This window comes from Streptomyces longispororuber (assembly GCF_024448165.1).
Lineage (GTDB): Bacteria > Actinomycetota > Actinomycetes > Streptomycetales > Streptomycetaceae > Streptomyces > Streptomyces longispororuber_A.
In genome coordinates this window covers 1-23,607 of record NZ_JAMOLN010000018.1, presented here as the reverse complement: position 1 = coordinate 23,607, position 23,607 = coordinate 1, and the positions used below count along the sequence as shown (strand labels likewise).

The following is a 23,607-nucleotide window of genomic DNA, read 5'->3' as shown; positions in this document are numbered from 1 at the left end:
CCCTCACATGCGGAAGACGCCGAAGCCGCCGCGGGCGCCCTCGTACGGTGCGGTGTGGATGGCGGACAGGCAGATGCCGAGGACGGTGCGGGTGTCGCGCGGATCGATGACCCCGTCGTCGTAGAGCCGCCCGGACAGGAACATCGGCAGCGACTCGGTCTCGATCTGCTGCTCGACCATGGCGCGCAGCCCGGCGTCGGCCTCCTCGTCGTAGGGCTGGCCCTTCGCGGCGGCGGACTGGCGGGCGACGATCGAGAGGACGCCCGCGAGCTGCTGCGGTCCCATGACGGCCGACTTGGCGCTGGGCCAGGCGAACAGGAAGCGGGGGTCGTAGGCCCGCCCGCACATGCCGTAGTGCCCGGCCCCGTACGAGGCGCCCATCAGCACGGACAGGTGCGGCACCCGCGAGTTCGACACCGCGTTGATCATCATCGCGCCGTGCTTGATGATGCCGCCCTGCTCGTACTCCTTGCCGACCATGTAGCCGGTGGTGTTGTGCAGGAAGAGGAGCGGGATGTCGCGCTGGTTGGCGAGCTGGATGAACTGGGCGGCCTTCTGCGACTCCGCGCTGAACAGGACGCCCTGGGCGTTGGCGAGGATGCCGACCGGATACCCGTGCAGCCGGGCCCATCCGGTGACCAGCGACGTCCCGTACAGGGGCTTGAACTCGTCGAAGTCGGAGCCGTCGACGACGCGGGCGATGACCTCGCGCGGGTCGAAGGGGACCTTGAGGTCGTCGGGCACGATGCCGAGCAGTTCCTCCGGGTCGTACTTGGGCGGCTGCACGACCTGCGGATCGGCGTACGCCTTGCGGTGGTTGAGGCGGGCGACGACGCGCCGCGCCTGCCGGATCGCGTCCTGCTCGTCGACGGCGAAGTGGTCGGCGAGCCCGGAGGTGCGGGCGTGCATCTCGGCGCCGCCCAGCGACTCGTCGTCGCTCTCCTCGCCGGTCGCCATCTTGACCAGCGGCGGCCCGCCGAGGAACACCTTGGCGCGGTCCTTGACCATGATGACGTGGTCGGACATGCCGGGGACGTACGCGCCGCCGGCGGTGGAGTTGCCGAAGACGACGGCGACGGTGGGGATACCGGCGGCCGACAGCCGGGTGATGTCGCGGAAGATCCCGCCGCCGGGGATGAAGATCTCCTTCTGCGACGGCAGATCGGCGCCGCCGGACTCGACGAGCGAGATGCAGGGCAGCCGGTTGGCGTACGCGATCTCGTTCGCGCGCAGCGCCTTCTTCAGCGACCAGGGATTGCTGGCGCCGCCGCGCACGGTCGGGTCGTTGGCGGTGATGAGGCACTCGACGCCCTCGACGACCCCGATGCCGGTGACGAGGGAGGCGCCGACGGCGTAGTCGCTGCCCCAGGCGGCGAGCGGCGACAGCTCCAGGAACGGGGTGTCGGGGTCGAGCAGCAGCTCGATCCGCTCCCGGGCGAGCAGCTTGCCGCGCTTCCGGTGCCGGTCGACGTACTTGGGGCCGCCGCCCGCGAGGGCCTTCGCGTGCTCGGCGTCGAGTGCGGTGAGCTTGTCGAGCAGGGCGGCGCGGTGGGCGCCGTACTCGTCGGACCGGGTGTCCAGGGCGCTGGCCAGGACGGTCACAGCAGTGCCTCCGGTATGTCGAGGTGGCGGGAGCGCAGCCATTCGCCCAGGCCCTTGGCCTGCGGGTCGAAGCGGGCCTGCGCGGCGACGCCCTCGCCGAGGATGCCCTCGACGGTGAAGTTCAGGGCGCGCAGGTCGGGCAGGACGTGCCGCGTGACGGTCAAGTCGGCCGTTTCGGGCAGGAGTTGACGCACCAGGTCGACGGTGAGGGTGTGGGCCAGCCACCGCCACGCGTCGTCGGACGCCGCCCACACCCCGATGTTGGCGTCACCGCCCTTGTCGCCGCTGCGGGCACCGGCGACCAGGCCGAGGGGGGCGCGGCGGGTGGGTCCTGGTGGCAGCGGCTCGGGCAGGCCGGGGTCGCCGACGGGTTCGAGGGCCAGCGTGGGCCCGTCGTACGCGGACACGTCCCGCCGCTCACCGCCGGGCAGCACGGCGACGTGCGGGACGTCGCGGCGGTCGGCGTACGCGGCCTCGAAGACTCCGTACGGAGCGCCCTTGCCCGGCGGCGCGGTCACGTGGAACCCGGGGTAGGACCCGAGGGCCAGCTCCACCGCGGCCCCGCTGAGCGTCCGCCCGACGGCGTCCTGGTCCTGGTCCCGGACGACGAGACGCAGCAGGGCGCTGGCGGTCTCCTCGGTGCCGGCGTCGACGCGATCGGTCCTGGCCAGCTCCCAACGGACCGACGCGGGACGTGACGTGGCACGGTCGAACGCCTCCTCCATCTGCCGTCGTACGAGGTCGGCCTTGGCGTCGACGTCGAGTCCGGTCAGGACGAACACGACCTCGTTGCGGAATCCGCCGAGCCGGTTGAGGCCGACCTTGAGGGTGGGCGGCGGCGCCTCGCCGCGCACTCCGTGGATCCGCACCCGGTCGGGGCCCTCCTGGTGGAGCCGGACGGTGTCGAGGCGGGCGGTGACGTCGGGTCCCGCGTAGCGGGCGCCGCCGGTCTCGTAGAGGAGCTGCGCGGTGACGGTCCCGACATCGACGAGGCCGCCGGTGCCGGGGTGCTTGGTGATGACGGCGGACCCGTCCTCGTGGATCTCCGCGAGCGGGAAGCCGGGCCGCGTCAACCGCCCCGCGTGGGCGGCGAAGTGCGCGTAGTTCCCGCCGGTCGCCTGCGTCCCGCACTCCAGGACGTGCCCGGCGACGACGGCCCCGGCGAGCCGGTCGTGGGCGTCGGGGGCCCAGCCGAAGTGCCAGGCCGCGGACCCGCTGACGAGGGCGGCGTCGGTGACGCGTCCGGTGACCACGACGTCGGCCCCGGCGCCCAGGCAGGCGGTGATGCCGGCGCCGCCCAGGTAGGCGTTGGCGGTGAGCGCGCCGGGGAAGCGTCCCGTGCCGAGCAGGTCGTCGCCCTCGACGTGGGCGACGCGCGCCGGGATGCCCAGCCGCGCCGCCAACTCCCGTACTGCGTAGGCGAGTCCGGCCGGGTTCAGGCCGCCCGCGTTGGCCACGATCCGGGTGCCGCGCTCGACGGCGAGCCCGAGGCACTCCTCCACCTGCCGCAGGAAGGTGCGGGCGTAGCCGCGGCCGGGGTCCTTGAGCCGGTCCCGGCCCAGGATCAGCATGGTCAGCTCGGCGAGGTAGTCCCCGGTGAGCACGTCCAGCTCACCGCCGTCGAGCATCTCCTTCATGGCGGCGAACCGGTCGCCGTAGAACCCGGAGGCGTTGCCAACGCGCAGCGGTTCCCGCCCGGTCACCGGGCCTGCCCCTGGGCGGTGCGGCCCGGTCCCGGCGGCCCGGCGAAGGCCTGCGCGATGCCGAGCCAGCGGTCGGCGTCGGGGCCGTCGGCGCGTACGGCGAGGTCGTCGCGGTGGGCGCGCTGGGTGACGAGGAGACAGAAGTCGAGGGCGGGACCGGTCACGCGCTGCGGCGCGTCCTGCGGCCCGAACGTCCACAACTCACCACTCGGCGACCGGAGTTCGACCCGGAACTCCTCGGCGGGCGCCTCGATCCCGTGCACGGCGAAGGCGAAGTTCCGGGCGCGGACGCCGATCCGGGCGACGTGCCACAGCCGGTCGGTGGGCGCCCGCACGACGCCCAGCGCGTCGGCAACGTCCTGGCCGTGCGCCCAGGTCTCCATCAGCCGGCCCGTGGCCATCGACGCGGCGGACATGGGCGGCCCGTACCAGGGGAACCTGGTGCGGCTGGTCGCCGCGTCCCGCAGCACCTTCTGCAGCTCCTCCCGCCCGGCCCGCCACCGGGCGAGCAGGACGTCGGGCTGTTGCGCGGCGCCCTCGTCGGCCCCGTCGTCGACGAACGAATCCGGAGCGGCGATCGCCTTCTCCACTTCCTTCGCGAACGCGTCGGCGTCGCCCATGGCGAGCAGCGCGGCACGGTCGGTCCAGGCGAGATGGGCGATCTGGTGGGCGACGGTCCAGCGCGGCGCGGGGGTGGACGCGGCCCACCGCGCCCCGTCCAGCCGGGCCACCAGGGCATCCAGCTCGTCGCTCTCCTCGCGCAAGTCATCGAAGACTGACGGCAGTTCGGACACGGTGCGCTCCTCTTGGGGCACGGCGGCGTGCGGCGTGGTTGGAGCATGGCAGCGCGGCAATAAACAATCAAGCGTGCTTGCATGAAAATCACCGAGGCCGGTCCCGGGGCCCGGTACGGTGCTCCTCCTGGATCCGACGCACGGGGGTGGCGGTGGCCGAGGACAGACGGTGGCGGCAGGTACCGGAGCGCGGGACGTGTCCCGTGCACGAGCGGGACCGGGTCTGGATCGAGCGGCGGGCGGCGTGGTGCGCGGAGCAGTTCGGGCCGCCGCCCAGGACGCCCGCGCTCCCCGGGTTCGCGCCGCGCGACGCCGCCGGGCCGGCGCAGGAGCGGGCCGAGGACCTGGTGCGGCGGGTCGCCGCGGTGATGGGCGCCGACGTGTCGGCGCTCCGGGTCCGGCTGGTGGACCCCACCCCGGCCGCGCCCCCGCGCACCTGGCACCAGGTGGGCGAGTACCGCGAGGAGCCCGAGGGTCCGGTGGTCGACCTGGACAGGACCGTGGCGGCCCGGCCGGACACCTTCGCGGCCCTGATCGCCCACGAACTGGCGCACGCCCGGCTGTCCGGGGAGGGCCGCCTCGACGGGCTGGACCTGAGCGGCGCCGAGGAGGAGCGGCTCACGGACCTGGTGGCCGTGCACCTCGGCCTGGGCGTCCTGACGGCCAACGCCGCAGACAACTACACGCGGACGGCCGGGTACTCGGTGACGCCGCTGGGCGGGCTCACCGACTGGATGCTGACCGGCCGCAGGGACGAACCGCCACGCCGCCTGGGCTACTTGACCCCGGCCGAGCACGGCTACGCCCTCACGTGCTGGACCCTCCTGCGCTCGGAGCCCCACCCGCCCTGGGCCCACCACCTGGTGCCGAGCGTGCGCGCGGCCCTGACGCAGGGGCTGGCGTACCGGGCGGCGCGCGGGAACTGAGCGGGGCGCGCCCGCGCGGAAGGAAGCGGAAGGCAGCGGAAGAATGAGGAAGGAAGCGGAAGGAAGCCGGCTCAGTCCCGTGGGACCGTGCGGTCCCGGGGGCCCACCTGGGTGCGGACGGCGCCCATGCTCGCCGCGATGACCAGGGCGATCGCCAGGGCCTCCAGCCACGACAGGGCCTGGCTCAGGATGAGGAAGCCGGCCAGGGCCGCGATGGCCGGCTCCAGGCTCATCATCACGGCGAACGTCGACGCGGGGAGGCGGCGCAGGGCCATCAGTTCCAGGGTGTACGGCAGGACCGAGGAGAGGATCGCGATCGCCGCGCCGAGGCCGATCGTCACCGGGTCGAGGAGCCGGCTGCCCGACGACGCGATGCCCAGCGGCAGGCAGAGCACCGCCGCCACCGCCATGGCGAGCGCGAGCCCGTCGGCCTGCGGGAAGCGGCGGCCGGTGCGCGCACTGAAGACGATGTACGTCGCCCACATGACGCCCGCGCCGACCGCGAAGCCGACACCGACGAGGTCGAGGCCGCCGAGCCCGTCGCCCGCGCCGCCCAGCAGGAAGACGCCGCACAGGGCCAGGCCCGCCCAGAGGAAGTTGATCGCGCGGCGCGAGGCCAGGACGGAGAGCGTGAGCGGGCCGAGGACCTCGAAGGTGACCGCGAGGCCGAGCGGGATGCGGGCCGCGGCCTGGTAGAAGAGCAGGTTCATGCCGCCCATGGCGATGCCGAAGGCGACGACCGTGCCCCAGTCCGTACGGGAGTGGCCGCGCAGCCGCGGGCGGCAGACGACGAGCAGCACGAGCGCCGCCACCACCAGGCGCAGCGTCACCACGCCGACCGCGCCCGCGCGCGGCATCAGGGTCACCGCGAGCGCGCCGCCGAACTGCACCGAGACACAGCCCGCGAGCACCAGGCCGACCGGTCCGAGCGCGGCCCGGCGGGAGGTGGCCGGTCCGGCCCCGTCGTGTCCCGCGAGGGCGGCGTCGGGCGCGGGCGCGGACGCCTGCGGCTGGTCGGTGCGCGAGCCGTTCACAAGGCCTCGTTCCTCTCCTGGTCCTTCACCCGTCGATCACCCGCCGATGCGGTGACCGGTCGACACCGGTTCAGGGTGAGTGCAATATCTTGAACTTACCCGTCCACGGTACTGCACTGCGCGCCGGGGGTGAACCTCCACGCTAGAACTCCCGGGCACGGCGTGTGAAATGCCTGTTGCGCTCCGGTTATGCTCCGCAAACATGAGCCGGGACCACGCCCACGCCGTCGAAGTCCGTCACCTGCGCTGCTTCCTCGCCATCGCCGACGAGGGCAGCGTCACCCGCGCCGCCGCCCGCCTGAACCTCACCCAGCCCGCCGTCTCCCGCACCCTCGCCGCCCTGGAGACCGCGCTCGGGGTGCGCCTCGTCGACCGCTCCACGCACCATCTGGCGCTCACCCCGGAGGGCCGCGCCTTCCGGGGCAAGGCCGCCGTGGCCGTCGCCGCGTTCGAGGACGCGCTCGCCGCGCCCCGCGCCCCGCACCGCCCCCTGCGCCTGGGCCACGCCTGGTCGGCGGCGGGCGCGTACACGACCCCGCTGCTGCGCCGCTGGCGCCAGGACCACCCGGACGTCCCGCTGGAGCTGCTGCGCATCGACGACCGTACGGCCGGGCTGACCCGCGGCACCGTCGACATCGCGCTGCTGCGCGGCCCGGTCGACGCGCCCGGCCTGGTCACCCGGCTCCTGCACCGGGAGGCGCGGGTCGCCGCACTCCCCTCCGACAGTCCGCTCGCCCGGCGCCCGCACCTCACCCTGGCCGACCTCCAGGGCGAGGTCATCGCCCTGAACACGGTCTCCGGCACCACCGGCCTCGACCTGTGGCCGCCCGCCGCCCGGCCGGCCGCGACGCTGACCGTCGCCAACACCGACGACTGGCTCGCCGCGATCGCCGCGGACCGGGCGGTCGGGGTGACGTCGACCGCGACGGTCGACATGCACCCGCACCCCGGCGTCAGCTACGTCCCGCTCACCGACGCCCCCGACCTCCCGGTGCTCCTGGCCCACCACCGGATCCCCACCCACCCGTCGGTGCCGGACCTGATCGCCCTGGCCCTCGACGTGACCGGAACGACGCGGGACCACACGCCCTAACGCCTGTCGTCGGCGGCGTCGAGCCCCTCCGCCAGCACCTCCGCCAGATGCCTCCCCCGCACCCCGGCCAGCTGCCCCAGCTGGGTCCGGCAGGAGAACCCGTCCGCCAGCACCACGGAGCCCTCCCCCGCGGCGCGCACGCTCGGCAGCAGCTGCTCCTCCGCGCAGGCCACCGAGACCTCGTAATGCCCCTTCTCGAAGCCGAAGTTGCCCGCGAGCCCGCAGCAACCGCCGCTCAACTCGCCCTCCAGACCGGCCCGTTCACGTAGCCGACGGTCGGCCGTGTCGCCGAGCACCGCGTGCTGGTGACAGTGCGTCTGTCCCACCACCGGGCGGCCGATCCGCGGTGGCTCCCAGTCGGGGGCGAGCCGCTCCAGCGCCTCGGCGAACGTGACCACCCGGTCGGCGAGGCGCCGCGCCCGCGGATCGTCCGGCAGCAGTTCCGGCAGGTCGGAGCGGAGCGCGGCGGCGCAGGACGGTTCCAGGACGACCACCGGCGGACCGTCGTCGACCAGCACCGGCTCCATCAGGTCGAGCGTGCGGCGCTGCACCGCGCGGGCCCGGTCGAGCTGCCCGGTCGAGACGTACGTGAGCCCGCAGCAGACCCGCCCCCGCACCCCGGGCCGCGGGAACGTCCGCGTCGGCGGGAGGACCACGCCCAGCCCCGCCGCCTCCAGGACCCGCCGGGCCGCCCCGGCCACCTCCGGCGCCAGATGGTCCGTGAACGTGTCCGGCCACAGCACCACCTCCGGCCCACCGCGCCGCCCCGCCCTGCCCTGCACGCCCGGCCGCCTGTGCCACCCGGCGCTGAACGTCTCCGGGGCCACCACCGGCAGCTCCCGTTCCGCGGCGACCCCCGCGAGCCGCTTGCCCACCGACGCCAGCACGCCCACCCGGCCGAGGGAGTTGACCAGCCGCGCCGACCGCGTCCGCTCCACCAGCCGCAGCCACCGCGGCAGCCACCCCATCGCATAGTGGGCGGCGGGCCGCCGGCGGCCCTCGTAGTGGTGGTGGAGGAACTCCGCCTTGTACGTGGCCATGTCGACGCCGACCGGACAGTCGCTCCTGCACCCCTTGCAGGACAGGCAGAGATCGAGCGCGTCCCGCACCTCCTCGGAGCGCCATCCGTCCGTGACGACCTCACCGGCGAGCATCTCGTGCAGCAGCCGGGCCCGGCCCCGCGTGGAGTGCGTCTCGTCGCCGCCGGTGGCCCGGAACGAAGGACACATCACGCCGCTGCCCGACGTCATCGTCTCGGTACGGCACTTGGCGACCCCGACGCAGCGGCGCACAGCGGCCGAGAAGTCGCCGCCGTCGTGCGGATAGCCGAAGACGACGTCCACCGGCTCGCGTGGCAGCACCGCGAACCGCAGGTTCTCGTCGAGCCGTGCGGGCCGCACCAGCATCCCGGGGTTGAGCACGTCCGCCGGGTCCCACACGCCCTTGACCCGCTCGAAGAGCCCGACCAGCTCCGACCCGTACATCTTCGGCAGCAGCTCGGCCCGCGCCTGCCCGTCCCCGTGCTCCCCCGACAGCGATCCGCCGTGCGCGACGACGAGGGCGGCCAGCTCCTCGGAGAAGCGGCGGAACCGCCCGATCCCCTTCTCCGTCAGCAGGTCGAAGTCGATCCTGACGTGGATGCAGCCGTCGCCGAAGTGCCCGTACGGCGTGCCCCGCAGCCCGTGCTCGCCGAGGAGTCCCCGGAAGTCCCGCAGGTACGTGCCGAGCCGGGCGGGCGGCACCGCGCAGTCCTCCCAGCCGGGCCAGGCCTCGCTGCCGTCCGGCATCCGGGTCGCCGTGCCGCTCGCGTCCTCCCGGATCCGCCACAGCGCGCGCTGCCCGGCCGGGTCGTCGACGACGAGCGCGTCCAGGACGGCAGACCCGTCGGCGGATCGCACGATCCGGTCGGCGGCGGTCTTCGCCTCTGCGGGCGTCGCGCCCCCGGTCTCCACGAACAGCCAGGCCCCGCCCCGGGGCAGTCCCGAGTCCGGCGGTACGAGGTCGGCGGCCATGCCCTCGACCGTCAGCGGCCCGTACGGCAGCAGGCCGGCGGCCGCCTCCGCCGCCGCGCTCTCGTCGGTGTACGCCAGGACCGCGAGGGCCTTCGCGGGCGGCGCCTCGACCAGCTTCACGGTGGCCTCGGTGACCAGGCCGAGCGTGCCCTCGGTGCCGCAGAAGAAACGGGCGAGGTCGGTGCCGTGCTCGGGCAGCAGCGCGTCCACGGCGTACCCGGAGATCCGCCGCGGCAGCCCGGCGTACGGCGCGAACCCGGTCCGCACCAGCCCCAACTCGCCCTCCACCAGCGCCCGCAGACCGGCCGGGGCGCCGTCCCAGCCCCGGCCGAGCCGGTACGTGCCGCCGTCCGCGCCCGCCACGGCGAGCGCCGCGACGTTGTCGGCGGTGGTGCCCCAGGCCACGGAGTGCGAGCCGCACGAGTTGTTGCCGATCATGCCGCCGAGGGTGCAGCGGCCGTGCGTGGACGGGTCGGGGCCGAACCGCAGCCCGTGCGGGGCGGCCCTCTCCTGGAGCCGGTCCAGCACGACTCCCGGTTGCACGCGGGCGGTTCGGGTGGCCGGGTCGACGTCGAGGATCCGGTTCATGTGGCGGGTGAAGTCGACGACGACTCCGGTGCCGGTCGCCTGGCCGGCGATGGAGGTGCCGCCGCCGCGGCCCACGACGGGGACGCCGCGTTCGGCGCAGGCCGCCAGGACGGCTCTGACGTCGTCCGCGTCCTTCGGTGCGACGACGCCCAGGGGGACTCTCCGGTAGTTGGAGGCGTCCATGGTGGTGAGCGCGCGTGCCGTGGTGGTGAACTCGACGTCGCCCCGGACGACGTCCCGTAGGGCCCTACCGATGTCGTCAGCCATGCGGTTCAGCATGCCCGGTGAGCGCGCACTCAATGGGGTGGTGCTGCGGGTGTGGCGTCCGCCCCCGGGCGCGACCAGCCACGACGAGACCCGCACCCGGAATCCGCAGCCCTCGGCAGACGAGATCCCGCATCTCACCCGGCGGACACGTCGCAGACCGGTTTGGCCCACCCGCTACCCTCCACCTCGTGGCTGAGATCCAGATTCCCGCTGACATCAAGCCCGCCGACGGACGTTTCGGCGCGGGCCCCTCCAAGGTGCGCACGGAGGCGCTGGACGCCCTGGCCGCCACCGGCACGTCCCTCCTGGGCACCTCCCACCGCCAGGCACCGGTCAAGAACCTGGTCGGCCGCGTCCGCGAGGGCGTGCGCGACCTGTTCTCCCTCCCCGAGGGCTACGAGGTGATCCTGGGCAACGGCGGCTCCACGGCCTTCTGGGACGTGGCGACGCACGGCCTGATCGAGAACAAGTCGCAGCACCTGAACTTCGGCGAGTTCTCGTCGAAGTTCGCGAAGGCGGCCAAGCTCGCTCCCTGGCTGGCCGAGCCGACCGTGATCAGCTCGGACCCGGGCACGCACCCGGAGGCGCAGGCCGAGGCCGGCGTCGACGTGTACGGCCTGACCCACAACGAGACCTCCACCGGTGTCGCCGCCCCGATCAAGCGCGTCGCCGGTGCCGACGAGGGCTCCCTCGTCCTGGTCGACGCCACGTCCGGCGCGGGCGGCCTGCCCGTCGACATCACCGAGACGGACGTCTACTACTTCGCCCCGCAGAAGTCCTTCGCCTCCGACGGCGGCCTGTGGATCGGCGTCTTCTCCCCGGCCGCGATCGAGCGCGCCGAGCGCGTCCACGCGTCCGGCCGGCACGTCCCGGAGTTCTTCTCGCTGCCGACGGCGATCGACAACTCCCGCAAGAACCAGACGTACAACACCCCGGCGCTCTCCACGCTCTTCCTGCTCGCCGAGCAGCTGGACTGGATCAACGGCCAGGGCGGGCTCGCCTGGTCGACGGGCCGCACCAAGGACAGCTCGTCGCGCCTGTACACGTGGGCGGAGGAGTCGAAGTACGCGACGCCGTTCGTGACGGACGCGGCAAAGCGGTCGCAGGTCATCGGCACGATCGACTTCGCGGACGAGATCGACGCGGCCGCGGTGGCGAAGGTGCTGCGCGCGAACGGGATCGTGGACACGGAGCCGTACCGCAAGCTCGGCCGCAACCAGCTGCGCATCGCCATGTTCCCGGCGATCGACCCGGCGGACGTCTCCGCGCTGACCGCCTGCATCGACTACGTCATCGGCCAGCTCTGACACCTGCCTCTCCTCGCCGTAGGCCTTCAGGCATCGCGGGGAACTGCGCACCGGCTGTGGCTGGTCGCGCAGTTCCCCGCGCCCCTGAAGGCATGCGCTGACGCGCAGCCTTCCCTACCGTCCCAGCGCCGCGAACTTCCGTGCCGCCAGCGGGAAGAACACCAGCGTGAGCACCGCGGGCCACACCCCCGCCATGAGCAGCGCGTGCTGCTCCACCCACGAGTCGCCCGCCCCGACCGGCGTCCCGAAGAGATCGCGGGTCGCCGCGACCGTCGACGAGATCGGGTTCCACGCCGCCACCGCCCCCAGCCAGTCCGGCATCAGCTGCGGCGCGACGAAGATGCTGGAGATCATCGTCAGCGGGAAGGCGACCGCGAACAGCCCGCCCGCCGCCTCCGGGTTCGGCACCAGCAGGCCCAGCCACACGCCCAGCCAGATCAGCGCGAAGCGCAGCCACAGCAGCAGGGCGAACGCGGCCAGGCCGCCCACGATCCCGCCGTCCGGGCGCCAGCCGATCGCCAGCGCCGTCAGCATCAGGATCGCCAGCTCGGCGCAGGCGACCAGCAGATCGGTGACGCCGCGCCCCGACACCACCGCCGACGGCGCCATCGGCATCGAGCGGAACCGGTCGATGACCCCCTTCGTGGCGTCGTGGACGACGAGCGTCGCCGTGTTGATGAAGCCGAACGCCATCGTCATCGCGAACATGCCCGGCATCAGGAAGTCCCGGTAGTCGCCGCCGCCCGGCACCACCATCGCGCTGCCGAACACGTACCCGTACAGCAGCACGGACAGGATCGGGAAGCCCAGCTGCCAGGCGATGTTGACCGGCTGGCGCTGGTAGTGGGTGAGACCGCGGCGGACCACGTTCCAGCAGTCGGCCACCGCCCAGTACAGCGTCGTCCCCATCAGGCCGCCCTCCCCGTCAGGCGCAGGAACACGTCGTCGAGGCTCGGCCTGCGCAGTCCGATGTCCTCGACCGCGACGCCCTCGTCCTGGAGCGTGCGCGCGGCGTCCGTGAGCGCGGCGACCCGGTCGGCGACCGGCGCGTGCACCCGCAGGGCCTCCTCGTCGACGACCGGCTCGGCGCCGCCCCGCGCGACGATCTTCGCGGCGCGGGAGAGGTCGGCGGCATCGGTGACGACGACCTCGATGCGGTCCCCGCCGACGGACCGCTTGAGGCCCTCGGGGGTGTCGTCGGCGATGGCCCGCCCCTGGTCGATGACGGTGATCCGGCCGGCCAGCTTGTCGGCCTCCTCCAGATACTGCGTGGTCAGCAGCACGGTCGTGCCCGCCGCCACCAACTCCCGCACGCTCTCCCAGACTTCGCCCCGGCCGCGCGGGTCGAGGCCGGTCGTCGGCTCGTCCAGGAACAGCACGTCCGGAGTGAGGATCATGGACGCCGCGAGATCGAGGCGGCGCCGCATGCCGCCGCTGTACTTGCCCACGCCCTTGTCGCCCGCGTCCGTGAGCCCGAACTGGTCGAGGAGCTCCGTCGCCCGCGCCTTCGCCCGGCGCCCGCCGAGGTGGAAGAGACGGCCGAACATCTCCAGGTTCTGCCGGCCCGTGAGCACCTCGTCCAGCGCCGCGTACTGACCCGTGAGACCGATGCGGCGGCGTACCTCCCGCGGCCGGGACGCCACGTCCGCACCGCCGACCTCCGCCCGGCCCCCGTCGAACCGCAGCAGCGTGCCGAGCACCCGCACCGCGGTCGTCTTCCCCGCCCCGTTCGGCCCGAGCAGGCCGTGCACCGTGCCGCGCCGCACGGTCAGGTCGAACCCGTCCAGCGCGCGCTTGTCCCCGTACTTCTTCACGAGCCCCTCGGCCCGCACCGCGTGGTCCCCGTCGGCCACGGCCCCTCCTTCGTCGTCCACCAACTGAGTACACCGTACCCAAATGAGAGTACACCGTACCCAGTTTCGCGGCAGAGGTTTACGCTGAGCCCATGAGCAGCGGCACCAGGGGCACGAACGGCAGCACCGAGACGAGCGGCAGCGGCGACATCCGGCGCAGCCTGGAGCTGCTGTGGGGCACGGGGGCCCGGCCGAGCCGGGGCCCGAAGCCGGCGCTCTCCCTGGAGCGGATCGTCGCCGTCGCGATCGAGGTCGCGGACGCCGAGGGGATCGCCGCCGTCTCGATGCGCCGCCTCGCCACCGACCTGGGCACCGGCACGATGTCGCTGTACCGGTACGTGCCGGGCAAGGCCGAGCTGCTCGACCTGATGCTGGACCGGGTGCAGACCCCGTACGAGGACCCGGCCGCGCTCGGCGACGGGAGCTGGCGGGACGCCGTCGCGACGATGGCCCGCGAGACGCTCGCCCTCTACCACCGCCACCCCTGGCTGCTCCAGGTCAACCAGGCCCGCCCGGTGCTCGGCCCCGGCGCGCTGGCCGGCATGGAGAAGATGATGGCCCGCATCAGGCCCATGGGCCTGACCGATCCCGAGCTGCTCTCGGTCCTGGTCATGGTCGAGGGGTACGTCTCCGGGGTCGCGCGCACCCGCGTCTACGAGGAGGAGGCGGAGAAGACCACGGGCCTGACGGACGCCGCCTTCTGGGGCGCGCAGCAGCCCACCCTGGAGGCCGCCATGGCGAGCGGCGACTATCCGGTGATGGCGTCCCTGTCGGAGGACACCTTCGGGCCCGGCTTCGACCACTTCGAGTTCGGTCTGCAGCGCATCCTGGACGGCCTCGACGTCCTCGTCACGGCGCGCGGCACGGACCGCAGCAGGTGACAGGACGGCCCTCCGGTGCATCCATGGACGTATGACGAACCGACCGGAGAAGCCTCAGGACCGGCCCGCGCCCAGCCCCGCCCTCGCGCCCCTCGTGAAGCAGTACGCCGTGCTGCTCACCACGCACAAGAAGGACGGCACCGGCGTCGGCACGCCCGTGAGCATCGCCGTCGAGGGCGACCACGCGTACATCCGCACCTACGGAAAGGCGTGGAAGGCCAAGCGCATGCGCAACAACCCGGAAGTGGAGATCGCCCCCTCCACGCTGCGCGGCGCCCCCACCGGCCCCGCCCTCAGGGCCCGGGTCCGGCTGCTCGACGAGGGCAGCGACGAGGCCCGGCACGCGGCGAAGCTCCTGCGCCACAAGCACCCGATCATGCACGGCGTCGGGGTGCCGCTCGCCCACCGGGTCAAGCGGGACAAGACGCTCCACTACGAAGTGCGCGTGCTCGGCGAGTAGCCTTCAGCGTTCCTTGGGGCGCCGCAGCAGTCGTCCGATCCCGATGGCGACGATGAGCACGACGGCGGCCCCCACGGCGCCGGCCTTCCCGGTGAATCCGCCGTCGTCGTTCCCCGAACCGCCGCCGGACCCCGAACTCCCGGCGCCGTCCGAGCCGCCGCCCGCGCCCTCGACCTCCACGGGCTCCACCGAACTGCCCCGCCCCTCGCTCCCGTAGAGGAGGGTCCTGCCGTCCAGGGTGTACGTGACGGACTCGCCCTGCGGCTGCATCGGCACGCTCAACTGGCCCTGGCGCTCCGGCTTCCCGTCGTTCCACTTGTACGCGATGCCGCCGAAGTAGCCGCGCAGGGCGAGCTGCTTCCCGTCGGGCGAGAACGCTCCGTCGGTCACCCACAGGTCGATGTCGGCGATCCGCTTGAACGTGTTCGTGGCGGACGGGTCCAGCGGGTCGGGGCCCTCGTAGAGGCCGCCGCCGTCCTCGCCCTTCTCGACGATGTAGACCCGGCCGGTCTTGGGGTGGACCATCATCGCCTCGGCGTTGCGCGGACCGTCCGCGTACTTCACGACGTACTGCGTCGCGCGCACCGTCCGGTCGCGCAGGTCCTTCGGCTCGGGCAGTTTGTAGATCCACACGTGGTCCCACTTGCCGCCGAGGTTGTCGCCGATGTCGGCGACGTAGAGGTTCCCGTCGGGGCCGACCGAGATCGCCTCGACGTCGCGCGGGGCGCCGACGCCGGTCATGGTGAGCGTGGCGACGGTCTTTCCCGTCCGGCCGTCGACCGCGTACAGGTAGGCGCCGTCGTCGCTGTCGTTGTGCGTCCAGTAGACGCCGGGGTGGGCGCGCGAGGCGGCGAGGCCGCTGGACTCGGTGATCCGGGGGTCCTCGATGGTGAATCCGTCGGACCCGGGGGACGGCTCGCCGGCGGCCGCGGGCAGCGCGGTGGCGCCGAGCAGCAGGGCGGCGGCCGCCGCGACCCCGGCCACGCGCGACGACACCCGGGACGGCATCCGGGCAGACAACGCCTTGTACGAACGCATGCCCCAAGCTTGCCAGGCGTGTTCGGTCTCACATGCACGCGGCCGGGGTGATCTCCCCGGCATCGACCATGATGAGCGGATGCTCAGGTTCATGTTCGTCGGCGACTCGATGACGATTGGCAGCGCGGGCGAGCACACCTGGCGCCTGCGCATGTGGCAGCACCTGCGCGCCACCGGCACCGACTGTGCCGTGGTCGGCCCGCGCACCGCCCTGTACGGCGGCGGCCACGACTACGCCGAACCGGACTTCCCGCAGCACCACCTGGCCGGCTGGGGCGAGGGCTGGCAGCACATGGCGCCGGTCATCGCGGACGCGGTCACCGCCGCCCGCGCGGACGTCCTCCTCGTCTCCCTCGGCCTGATCGACCTCGGCTTCTACACGAACGCCGAACAGACCGCGGAGAACATGCGCCGCTTCGTCACCGCCGCCCGCGCCGCGAACCCGGCCGTCCGGATCGCCCTGCTGCCGGTGATCCCGAACGTCAGGGCCGACACGGACGCACCCTTCGCCGCGCAGGTCGCCCACTTCAACACGCTGCTCGCCAAGGCGGTCGCGGACCTGTCCGAGCCCCGCTCGCCGCTCCTGCTGGCGTCCGTCCCCGAGTCGTACGACATCCGGCACGACACGTACGACGGTACGCATCCGAACGCGTCCGGCGAGCACAAGCTGGCGTCCGCCTTCGCCGACGCGCTGCACCAGGCGTGGGGCATCGGCGGCCCGTACCGGATACCGGCCTAGTCCACGCCGACGCGCCGTTCGGAGCACCGATGGCTATCAAGTCGCCCTGGTTCAGGGATAGTTGACCTGAGGGGCGTTACCTTGGTGGTCATGGGGGAACAGAATGTCTCCGGAGGACAACAGGGGCACGTCGTGCAGGCCCGCGACATCGAGAACCTGACGATCACCCCGCCCGCCTCGTCGCCGGAACCCGGGACGGCGGACTCCCCGTTCCTGCGCTATCTGCGGCATCCGGAGTCCTGGCCCGTGGCCCGCGAGTGGCAGGCCCTGCCCGCCGGGGTCCACCGTGCCCGCCCCGGCGAGGACGGCTCCGGACTGCCGCCCTATGTGCCGCGCGACGCGGACGGGCAGGTACGGCACCACCTCAGGACGGCGGCGGCATGGGGAGGCATGACCCTGCTGGTCGGGGACTCCACGGCCGGCAAGACGCGGACCGCGTTCGAGGCGCTGCGGGCGGTGTTCCCGCACCACCGGGTGCTCGCCCCGCCCGCGGGCGGCGGAAAGCTGTGGCAGGTCGCGGAGGCGGCCCACGGCGGCGGGCAGCCCTGCGTCCTGTGGCTGGACGACCTGGAGCGCTACCTCGGCCCCGACGGCCTGGAGCCCGTCGTCCTGGAGGAACTCGGGCGTTCCAAGGTGCCCGTGCTCGCGACCATGCGCAGCAAGCCCTTCCAGAACCTGCGCACCGGCCCCAGCCAGCAGGTGCTCAACGTCGCCGAGATCGTCGATCTGGGGCGGCTGTGGAGCGAGAGCGAGTTGTCCCGCGCGGCGGAGTGCCCCGATCCGCGGATCGCCGACGCGCTCGCCCACCACGACCTCTACGGAGTGGCCGAGTACCTGGCCGCGGGTCCCGCGCTGCTGAGGGAGTGGCGGCAGGCGTGGTCCGCCGACGGGCACGCCCGGGGTGCCGCCCTGGTCGCCGCCGCGGTCGACCTCAGCCGGTGCGGACTGCCGGGCCCGTACTCCACGGAGCTGCTCACGGAGGTCCACGAGCGTCACCTGCGGGACGCGAACGGCAGCTATCTGCGGCCGGAGCCCCTGGCGGCCGCGTTCGACTGGGCCACCCGCGTCCGGCACGGGGTCACCAGCATGCTGCTGCCCGCGGACGACGGCCTGTGGGAGCCCTTCGACTACCTCGTCGACCATGCGGGGCCCGGCGTCCCCGACTGGTTGTGGGACGCGGCGCTCACCCACGCCCGCGACGACACCGACCGCTTCGTCATCGGCCTGCACGCCTACGGGGTCCGTCCGCAGGCGGCCGAGACCGCCTGGCGCCAGGTCCACGACCACGGCCACCTGCTGGGCACCTACAACCTGGCCGTGCTGCTCGCCGATGCCGGACACACCGACGAGGCCGAGGCGCTCTACCGCCAGGCGCACGAGAAGGAGTACCCGCGGGCGACGAACAACCTGGCGCTGCTGCTGCGCGGACAGGGCAAGGCGGCCGAGGCCGAGGCCCTCTACCGCCAGGCCGCCGCGCGGGGATACACGAAGGCGGCGTACAACCTCGGCGTCCTGCTGGAGGAACTGGGCCGCACCGAGGAGGCCGAGCCACTCTTCAGACACATGCACGACCAGGGATTCCGGATCGCCACGAACAACCTGGCCAATCTGCGCAAGCAGGCCGGTGCGCTGGATGAGGCGGAGACGCTGTACCGGCTCGCGCACGAGGACGGTGTCGTGAAGGCCACCTACAACCTGGCGCTGCTGCTCGCCGGCACGGACCGTACGGCCGAGGCCGAGGAGCTGTACCGGGTCGCGCACGCCCGCGGCTACAAGCACGCCACGTACAACCTCGCTCTGTTGCTGGCGCGCCAGGGCCGCGCCGAGGAGGCCGAGGCGTTCTTCAAGCACCCGCACAACCAGCACAACCCGAACGCCGTGTACAACCTGGCCGTCCTGATGCAGGAGACCGGGCACCCGGAGGAGGCCGATCGTTACTACCGCAGGGCCAGTGCCGCCGGACATCCACGGGCCACGCTCGGCTACGCGGACCTGGCCGAGACCACCGGCCGCCTGGACCTGGCCGAGAAGCTCTACCGGGAGGCCCACGCACAGGGATACGTCGACGCCACCTACCGGCTGGCCAGGCTGCTGACGACCACGGGCCGCACCGAGGAGGCCGAGCACTGCTACGAACTCGCGCACCGGGGCGGCCACCCCGAGGCCCTCGTCGACCTGGCCCTGCTCCTGATCGAGACGGGCCGCTCCCAGCCGACCGACGACCCGGCCGGCCCGGACGACGGGCCCACCTGAACCACGGCCGGGTCCGACGGAGTCACCCTCGCCACCGACTGACCGAGAACCCGCTCCCCTCCCGCCGGATCTCCGCCGCCCCGGGCCCGGGAAAGTGGGCCGGGATCACCAACTCGTGTTCGTCGGCGGCTCGTTGGAGCACGCGTACCCGGCTGGCCGCCGACTCCGCCGGGTTCACGCACATCGCGCTGCTGCACGTGGGGGCGAGGAACTGGGCGGGGCTGTGCAGGAGGTCGCCGACGAAGACGGCCCGGTCCGCGCCGGCGGTGAGGCGCAGCACCGAGGAGCCGGGGGTGTGGCCGGGCGCCGGTTCGAGGGTGAGGTGGGCGTCGATGCGGTGGGAGTCCTCCCAGAGCACGGCCTGCCCGGCGGCGACGACCGGCGCGATGCTGTCGGCGAAGAGGAAGCGGTGGTTGTCGTGCGCGGTGCGGGCGGGCCCGTCCGGGGAGAAGAAGTCGTGGTCGGCCCGCGGGATCAGGTAGGTGGCGTGGGGGAATGTGGGCACCCAACTGCCTTTCTCGTCGCGGGTGTTCCAGCCGACGTGGTCGCCGTGGATGTGGGTGTTGACGACGACGTCGACGTCCTCGGGCCGCACGCCCGCCCGCGTCAGCCGGTCGAGGAAGTCCGTGTCGAGGCCGGAGAAGTGCGGGGTGCCGGGGCGCTCGCGGCCGTTGCCGACGCCCGGGTCGACGACGATCGTGCGGCCCTCGCTGCGCACCACCCAGGCCTGCACGGCGGCCAGCACCTGCCCGCTGTCGGGGTCCTGGAAGTCGGGGGCGAGCCACTTCTCGTGGGCCTGCCAGACGTCGTCGATGCCGGGGAACAGGTCGGCGGGCGGCCCGAAGGGTCCGCGCACCTCCACGACCTTGAGGATCTCGATGCCGCCCAGCGTGATGCGTTCGAAGTCGGTGTCCATGACGGCCACGGTAGGGACGGGCCGGCGAGCGCCTCAATGCTCGACAGGCTCCCTCTGATACGCGAGCGGCTCACCGGTGCCGTCCCCACCGGCTACGCTGGCCCCATGGACGTGGTGAGCGACGCGATTGCCGCCGTACGGACGGGCAGCCCGTCCACCGACCGCCTCAGGGTCGGCGGGAGCTGGTGCGTCCGCCTCGCCCCGTACGAGGGCGCCGGCTTCCACGTGGCGCTGACCGGCAGCTGCTGGCTGCTGCCCGACAGCGGCCCGCCGCTCACCCTGCGCGCGGGCGACGCGGTCCTGCTGCCGCACGGCGCGGGCCACGTCCTGGCCGACTCGCCCGCGCCCGCCGCCGTGGTGGCCCGTGCGATCCCCTTCGAGACGCTCCCCGGCACCCTGCCGCCGGCCGCGGGACCGGACGCCGTGGAGCTGCTCTGCGGCAAGTACCGCCTCGACCGCAGCCACACCCATCCGCTCCTGACCGAACTGCCGGACGTCGTCCACCTCCCGCACGACGACGCCCGCCACCCCGAACTCCGGGCGGCGATCGGCCTGTTGAGCCGGGAGGTGGCGGCCGCCGGGCCCGGCTCGTGCGCGGCCGTACCGAGCCTCCTCGACCTGCTGCTCGTCTACATGATCCGGGCCTGGACCACGGACCCGGCGGGCCGCGGCACCGCCCGCTGGCCCGCCGCGCTCGCCGACCCGGTGGTCACCGAGGCCCTCCGCCTGCTGCACACCGACCCGGCCCGCACCTGGACCGCCGACCGCCTCGCGGCCCACGCGGGCGTCTCCCGCGCCACCCTGAACCGCCGCTTCACCGCCCTGGTGGGCCGTCCCCCGATGACGTACCTGACGTGGTGGCGGATGACCCGCGCGGCGACGCTCCTGCGCACCGCGGACGCGCCCCTGGAGTCGGTGGCCCGCCAGGTGGGCTACGCCTCGCCGTACGCCCTCTCGCACGCGTTCCGCCGGGAGTTCGGGGTGACACCCGGCCGCTATCGCACGAACTCGCTTGCCTAGAGCGCACTCCACGCCCTTGGCTGTGGAGCCATGAAGTACACGCAGCTCGGACGCACAGGACTCAAGGTCAGCCGGCTCGTCCTCGGCACCATGAACTTCGGCCCGCAGACCGACGAGGGCGACAGCCACGCCATCATGGACGCGGCGCTGGCCAGTGGCATCAACTACTTCGACACCGCGAACGTGTACGGCTGGGGCGAGAACAAGGGCCGTACCGAGGAGATCATCGGCACCTGGTTCGCGAACGGCGGCGGACGCCGGGACAAGACCGTCCTCGCCACCAAGGTGTACGGGAACATGACGGGCGACGGGGACGTCTGGCCCAACCACGACCGGCTCTCCGCGGTGAACATCCGGCGGGCCGTCGAGGCGAGCCTGAAGCGGCTCCAGACCGACTACATCGACATCTACCAGTTCCACCACATCGACCGCCGCACCCCCTTCGAGGAGATCTGGCAGGCGATCGACGTCCTGATCCAGCAGGGCAAGATCCTCTACGCGGGCTCCTCGAACTTCCCCGGCTACAAGATCGCCCAGGCCAACGAGACGGCGAAGGCGCACGGCCGGGTCGGCCTGGTCAGCGAGCAGTGCCTCTACAACCTCGCCGAGCGCCGCGCCGAGATGGAGGTCATCCCGGCCGCGCAGGAGTACGGCCTCGGGGTCATCCCGTGGTCCCCGCTGCACGGCGGGCTGCTCGGCGGCGTGCTCAAGAAGGAGTCCGAGGGCAAGCGCCGCAAGGACGGCCGCAGCGCGAGCGCCCTGGAGAACACCACGGTGCGCGAGCAGGTCCAGCGCTACGAGGACCTGCTGGACAAGCACGGCATCGCCCCCGGCGAGGCGGCCCTCGCCTGGCTGCTGACCCGGCCCGGCGTCACCGGGCCCATCGTCGGCCCGCGCACCCAGGAGCAGCTGGACTCGGCGCTCCGTGCGGTCGAGCTGGAGCTCGGCGACGAGGTCCTGTCCGGGCTCGACGAGATCTTCCCGGGTCCCGGTCCGTCGCCCGAGGCGTTCGCCTGGTAGTCGCCGTCAGCGGGTACGGCGGCCGCCGGGCAGCGCTCACTGACCGACGGCCGCCGCCACCGCCACGACGACGAACATCAGCACGAGCACACCGGCCATGATCCGGTTACGGGTTTTCGGGTCCACGTCATCGAGACTAACGCGTGCCCGAGAGGGGCCGACCTTCGACCTTCTCGTACCGGGGCCGCTCGCCCGGCACCCCGGACACCGGCAGGTTGCTGCGGACGAGCGCCAGCTCCCGCACGGTCCAGGGGGTGCCCGCGAACGCGTCGAGCTGTGCCACGTACGGCCCGAGATCGGCCGTCTCCCGGCTGCGCGCCAGCGTCAGGTGCGGCCGGTAGCGCCGGTGCTCCCCCGGCAGCCCGGCCCTGCGGCCCGCCGCCTCGGCCCGCTCGGCGAGCCGGCGCAGCGTCGCCACGTCCCCCTCGACGCCGGTCCACAGCGACCGGCCGCCGAACTGCCCGACCCCGCGCAGCGCCAGCCCGAACTCCGGTGTGTGCCCGGCGGCCCGTGCGAGCCGCTCCGCCAGCTCGGGCACGGTCTCGTCCGGTACGTCGCCGTAGAAGGCGAGGGTGAGGTGCCAGCCGGGTCTGCTGGTCCAGCGCAGCCCGTCCCGGTCGGTCAGCCGGTCGACGGCGTGGGCGAGTTCGGCGAGTACGTCCTCCGGAGGCAGCACGGCGGCGAAGAGTCTCATGGGGTTCATTTTCCGTGTGCCGTCGGAGGCTGACCGCCGGTGGGGGCCGGTCGCGCCCCGCGGCGGAGCCACCAGTGACACGGCCCCGCGCCCCTGGAGGCGCGGGGAACTGCGCGGTCAGCCACGACGGCGCCGGGCCCGGCAGTGGACAGGGCCCGGCGGACGTGTCCCGGTCAGGCCGCCGCCGCCAGTGGCTGCGGTTCGCGCGGTACGAACTGCAGGTGCCGCTCGCCGCGCCGCAGGTCGACCTTGAGCCGCAGGTTCGCGGCACGGGCCAGCATCAGGCCGACACCGGCCGCCGCCGCGGCGCAGATCACACCGCCCAGCGTGAAGCTGACGCGGACCCCGTACTGGTCGGCGAGCCAGCCGAAGAGCGGCCCGCCCAGCGGCGTGCCGCCGGTGAACACCATCATGAACAGCGACATCACCCGGCCGCGCATCTCGGGGTCCGTGCCCATCTGGACCGTGGAGTTGGCGGTCACGTTGACCGTCAGGCCGAGGATGCCGAGCAGCACGATCAGCGGGGCGAACGCCCAGACGCCCGGCGCCCACGCCGCCAGGACCTCCAGGACACCGAAGCCGATCGCGGCGCCGACCAGGACCCGCAGGCGGGTCGAGCGCCGCCGGGCCGCGAGCAGGGCGCCGGCCAGCGAGCCGATCGCCATGAGCGTGTTGAACAGGCCGTACTGGCCGACGCCGCCGTGGAAGACGTCGTCGGCGTAGGCGCTCAGCCAGATCGGGAAGTTGAACCCGAAGGTGCCGACGAAGCCGACGAGCACGATCGGCCAGATCAGCTCCGGGTGACCGGAGACGTAGCGTAGGCCCTCGCGCAGCTGGCCCTTGCCGCGCGGTGCGCGCGGGTTCTCGTGCAGCTCGGCGGTGCGCATCAGCGCGAGTCCGGTGAGCGGCGCGAGGAAGGACAGGCCGTTGGCGAGGAACGCCCAGCCGGGACCGACGGCGGCGGTCAGCGCGGAGGCGACGGCCGGGCCGATGAGGCGGGCGGACTGGAAGTTCGCCGAGTTCAGCGAGACCGCGTTGCGGACCTGGTCGGGACCGACCATCTCGGACACGAAGGACTGCCGCGTCGGGTTGTCGACGACCGTGACGAGACCCGTGAAGAAGGCGGCGAGGTAGACGTGCCAGACCTGGACGTTGCCGGACAGGGTCAGCGCGGCGAGGAACAGACCGGACAGGCTCATCGCACCCTGGGTGCAGAAGAGCAGCTTGCGCTTGTCGAACCGGTCGGCGATCACTCCGCCGTACAGACCGAAGAGCAGCATCGGCAGGAACTGCATCGCCGTGGTGATGCCGACGGCGGCCGACGAGCCGGTGATGGACAGGACCAGCCAGTCCTGGGTGATGCGGGCCATCCAGGTGCCCGTGTTGGACACGACGGCACCGGTCGCG

At 73.2% G+C, this 23,607-nt stretch carries 20 protein-coding genes; 9 read left to right on the top strand and 11 right to left on the bottom strand.

Annotation, left to right across the window (positions count from 1 at the left end):
• Positions 1-3: 3 nt before the first annotated feature.
• The 3 genes from M4J07_RS07690 to M4J07_RS07680 all read right to left on the bottom strand — a co-directional run bounded on the left by M4J07_RS07690 (position 4) and on the right by M4J07_RS07680 (position 4,099).
• Complete coding sequence (locus M4J07_RS07690; protein WP_255968752.1) at positions 4-1,602, bottom strand: acyl-CoA carboxylase subunit beta; 1,599 nt, start codon at positions 1,600-1,602, stop codon at positions 4-6.
• Positions 1,599-3,239, bottom strand: a complete 1,641-nt coding sequence (locus M4J07_RS07685; RefSeq protein WP_445276298.1) for an acyclic terpene utilization AtuA family protein — start codon at positions 3,237-3,239, stop codon at positions 1,599-1,601. The genes M4J07_RS07690 and M4J07_RS07685 overlap by 4 nt, the downstream gene beginning before the upstream one ends.
• 62 nt (positions 3,240-3,301) lie before the next feature.
• Entirely contained in the window at positions 3,302-4,099 is a 798-nt protein-coding gene (locus M4J07_RS07680; protein ID WP_255968747.1) for a TIGR03084 family metal-binding protein, read from the bottom strand.
• A gap of 152 nt (positions 4,100-4,251) precedes the next feature.
• Here M4J07_RS07680 and M4J07_RS07675 point away from each other — a divergent pair, with 152 nt between their 5' ends.
• A complete protein-coding gene (locus M4J07_RS07675) occupies positions 4,252-5,025 on the top strand; it encodes a hypothetical protein (protein ID WP_255968745.1) in 774 nt (257 codons plus the stop codon).
• A gap of 71 nt (positions 5,026-5,096) precedes the next feature.
• On the opposite strand, the gene M4J07_RS07670 is transcribed toward M4J07_RS07675, so the two are convergent.
• Positions 5,097-6,059 carry an EamA family transporter gene (locus M4J07_RS07670; RefSeq protein WP_255968743.1) on the bottom strand — a complete coding sequence of 321 codons (963 nt, stop codon included), beginning with the start codon at positions 6,057-6,059 and terminating at the stop codon, positions 5,097-5,099.
• A gap of 202 nt (positions 6,060-6,261) precedes the next feature.
• Here M4J07_RS07670 and M4J07_RS07665 point away from each other — a divergent pair, with 202 nt between their 5' ends.
• A complete protein-coding gene (locus tag M4J07_RS07665) occupies positions 6,262-7,152 on the top strand; it encodes a LysR family transcriptional regulator (protein ID WP_255968741.1) in 891 nt (296 codons plus the stop codon).
• Here the strand turns inward: M4J07_RS07665 and M4J07_RS07660 are convergent.
• A complete protein-coding gene (locus tag M4J07_RS07660; protein ID WP_255968739.1) occupies positions 7,149-10,019 on the bottom strand; it encodes an FAD-binding and (Fe-S)-binding domain-containing protein in 2,871 nt (956 codons plus the stop codon). The two genes, M4J07_RS07665 and M4J07_RS07660, sit on opposite strands and share 4 nt — an antisense overlap.
• A gap of 188 nt (positions 10,020-10,207) precedes the next feature.
• Here M4J07_RS07660 and serC point away from each other — a divergent pair, with 188 nt between their 5' ends.
• Positions 10,208-11,326 carry a phosphoserine transaminase gene (serC, locus tag M4J07_RS07655; protein WP_255968737.1) on the top strand — a complete coding sequence of 373 codons (1,119 nt, stop codon included), beginning with the start codon at positions 10,208-10,210 and terminating at the stop codon, positions 11,324-11,326.
• 114 nt (positions 11,327-11,440) lie between these two features.
• Here serC and M4J07_RS07650 read toward each other — a convergent pair whose 3' ends face one another.
• Together M4J07_RS07650 and M4J07_RS07645 are read right to left on the bottom strand one after the other, a co-directional pair.
• Positions 11,441-12,235: an ABC transporter permease gene (locus M4J07_RS07650; protein ID WP_255968735.1), complete on the bottom strand. Its 795-nt coding sequence runs from the start codon at positions 12,233-12,235 to the stop codon at positions 11,441-11,443.
• Positions 12,235-13,179, bottom strand: coding sequence for an ATP-binding cassette domain-containing protein (locus M4J07_RS07645; RefSeq protein WP_255968733.1), 945 nt, complete (start codon positions 13,177-13,179; stop codon positions 12,235-12,237). Before M4J07_RS07645 ends, M4J07_RS07650 begins: the two co-directional genes overlap by 1 nt.
• A gap of 92 nt (positions 13,180-13,271) precedes the next feature.
• Here M4J07_RS07645 and M4J07_RS07640 point away from each other — a divergent pair, with 92 nt between their 5' ends.
• Together M4J07_RS07640 and M4J07_RS07635 are read left to right on the top strand one after the other, a co-directional pair.
• The gene (locus tag M4J07_RS07640; RefSeq protein ID WP_255968731.1) at positions 13,272-14,060 is read left to right on the top strand and encodes a TetR/AcrR family transcriptional regulator; all 789 of its coding nucleotides are present in this window, start codon (positions 13,272-13,274) and stop codon (positions 14,058-14,060) included.
• 31 nt (positions 14,061-14,091) lie between these two features.
• A complete protein-coding gene (locus M4J07_RS07635) occupies positions 14,092-14,520 on the top strand; it encodes a PPOX class F420-dependent oxidoreductase (RefSeq protein ID WP_255968729.1) in 429 nt (142 codons plus the stop codon).
• A gap of 3 nt (positions 14,521-14,523) precedes the next feature.
• Here M4J07_RS07635 and M4J07_RS07630 read toward each other — a convergent pair whose 3' ends face one another.
• Positions 14,524-15,528, bottom strand: coding sequence for a WD40 repeat domain-containing protein (locus M4J07_RS07630; protein ID WP_255968841.1), 1,005 nt, complete (start codon positions 15,526-15,528; stop codon positions 14,524-14,526).
• Between the two features lie 109 nt (positions 15,529-15,637).
• Here M4J07_RS07630 and M4J07_RS07625 point away from each other — a divergent pair, with 109 nt between their 5' ends.
• Complete coding sequence (locus M4J07_RS07625) at positions 15,638-16,297, top strand: GDSL-type esterase/lipase family protein (RefSeq protein ID WP_255968728.1); 660 nt, start codon at positions 15,638-15,640, stop codon at positions 16,295-16,297.
• A gap of 90 nt (positions 16,298-16,387) precedes the next feature.
• Positions 16,388-18,550: a tetratricopeptide repeat protein gene (locus tag M4J07_RS07620; protein WP_255968727.1), complete on the top strand. Its 2,163-nt coding sequence runs from the start codon at positions 16,388-16,390 to the stop codon at positions 18,548-18,550.
• Between the two features lie 22 nt (positions 18,551-18,572).
• Here the strand turns inward: M4J07_RS07620 and M4J07_RS07615 are convergent, their stop codons facing one another.
• Positions 18,573-19,466, bottom strand: a complete 894-nt coding sequence (locus M4J07_RS07615; RefSeq protein WP_255968726.1) for an MBL fold metallo-hydrolase — start codon at positions 19,464-19,466, stop codon at positions 18,573-18,575.
• Positions 19,467-19,571: 105 nt separating this feature from the next.
• Here M4J07_RS07615 and M4J07_RS07610 point away from each other — a divergent pair, with 105 nt between their 5' ends.
• Together M4J07_RS07610 and M4J07_RS07605 are read left to right on the top strand one after the other, a co-directional pair.
• Entirely contained in the window at positions 19,572-20,486 is a 915-nt protein-coding gene (locus M4J07_RS07610) for an AraC family transcriptional regulator (protein ID WP_255968725.1), read from the top strand.
• Between the two features lie 30 nt (positions 20,487-20,516).
• The gene (locus tag M4J07_RS07605) at positions 20,517-21,506 is read left to right on the top strand and encodes an aldo/keto reductase (protein WP_255968724.1); all 990 of its coding nucleotides are present in this window, start codon (positions 20,517-20,519) and stop codon (positions 21,504-21,506) included.
• A gap of 136 nt (positions 21,507-21,642) precedes the next feature.
• Here M4J07_RS07605 and thpR read toward each other — a convergent pair whose 3' ends face one another.
• Both thpR and M4J07_RS07595 read right to left on the bottom strand, forming a co-directional pair.
• The gene (gene thpR / locus M4J07_RS07600; protein WP_255968723.1) at positions 21,643-22,200 is read right to left on the bottom strand and encodes an RNA 2',3'-cyclic phosphodiesterase; all 558 of its coding nucleotides are present in this window, start codon (positions 22,198-22,200) and stop codon (positions 21,643-21,645) included.
• A gap of 173 nt (positions 22,201-22,373) precedes the next feature.
• On the bottom strand, positions 22,374-23,607 hold a 1,234-nt coding region (locus M4J07_RS07595; protein WP_255968722.1), incomplete at its 5' end, for an MFS transporter.

Excerpts from the sequence above, each read along its gene's own strand:
- M4J07_RS07685 (WP_445276298.1), bottom strand. The coding sequence starts at position 3,239 with ATGAAGGAGATGCTCGACGGCGGTGAGCTGGACGTGCTCACCGGGGAC.
- M4J07_RS07665 (WP_255968741.1), top strand. The coding sequence starts at position 6,262 with ATGAGCCGGGACCACGCCCACGCCGTCGAAGTCCGTCACCTGCGCTGC.
- M4J07_RS07660 (WP_255968739.1), bottom strand. The coding sequence starts at position 10,019 with ATGGCTGACGACATCGGTAGGGCCCTACGGGACGTCGTCCGGGGCGAC.
- M4J07_RS07650 (WP_255968735.1), bottom strand. The coding sequence starts at position 12,235 with ATGGGGACGACGCTGTACTGGGCGGTGGCCGACTGCTGGAACGTGGTC.
- M4J07_RS07640 (WP_255968731.1), top strand. The coding sequence starts at position 13,272 with ATGAGCAGCGGCACCAGGGGCACGAACGGCAGCACCGAGACGAGCGGC.
- M4J07_RS07635 (WP_255968729.1), top strand. The coding sequence starts at position 14,092 with ATGACGAACCGACCGGAGAAGCCTCAGGACCGGCCCGCGCCCAGCCCC.
- M4J07_RS07630 (WP_255968841.1), bottom strand. The coding sequence starts at position 15,528 with ATGCCGTCCCGGGTGTCGTCGCGCGTGGCCGGGGTCGCGGCGGCCGCC.
- M4J07_RS07625 (WP_255968728.1), top strand. The coding sequence starts at position 15,638 with ATGCTCAGGTTCATGTTCGTCGGCGACTCGATGACGATTGGCAGCGCG.
- M4J07_RS07620 (WP_255968727.1), top strand. The coding sequence starts at position 16,388 with ATGGGGGAACAGAATGTCTCCGGAGGACAACAGGGGCACGTCGTGCAG.
- M4J07_RS07615 (WP_255968726.1), bottom strand. The coding sequence starts at position 19,466 with ATGGACACCGACTTCGAACGCATCACGCTGGGCGGCATCGAGATCCTC.
- M4J07_RS07610 (WP_255968725.1), top strand. The coding sequence starts at position 19,572 with ATGGACGTGGTGAGCGACGCGATTGCCGCCGTACGGACGGGCAGCCCG.
- M4J07_RS07605 (WP_255968724.1), top strand. The coding sequence starts at position 20,517 with ATGAAGTACACGCAGCTCGGACGCACAGGACTCAAGGTCAGCCGGCTC.
- thpR (WP_255968723.1), bottom strand. The coding sequence starts at position 22,200 with ATGAGACTCTTCGCCGCCGTGCTGCCTCCGGAGGACGTACTCGCCGAA.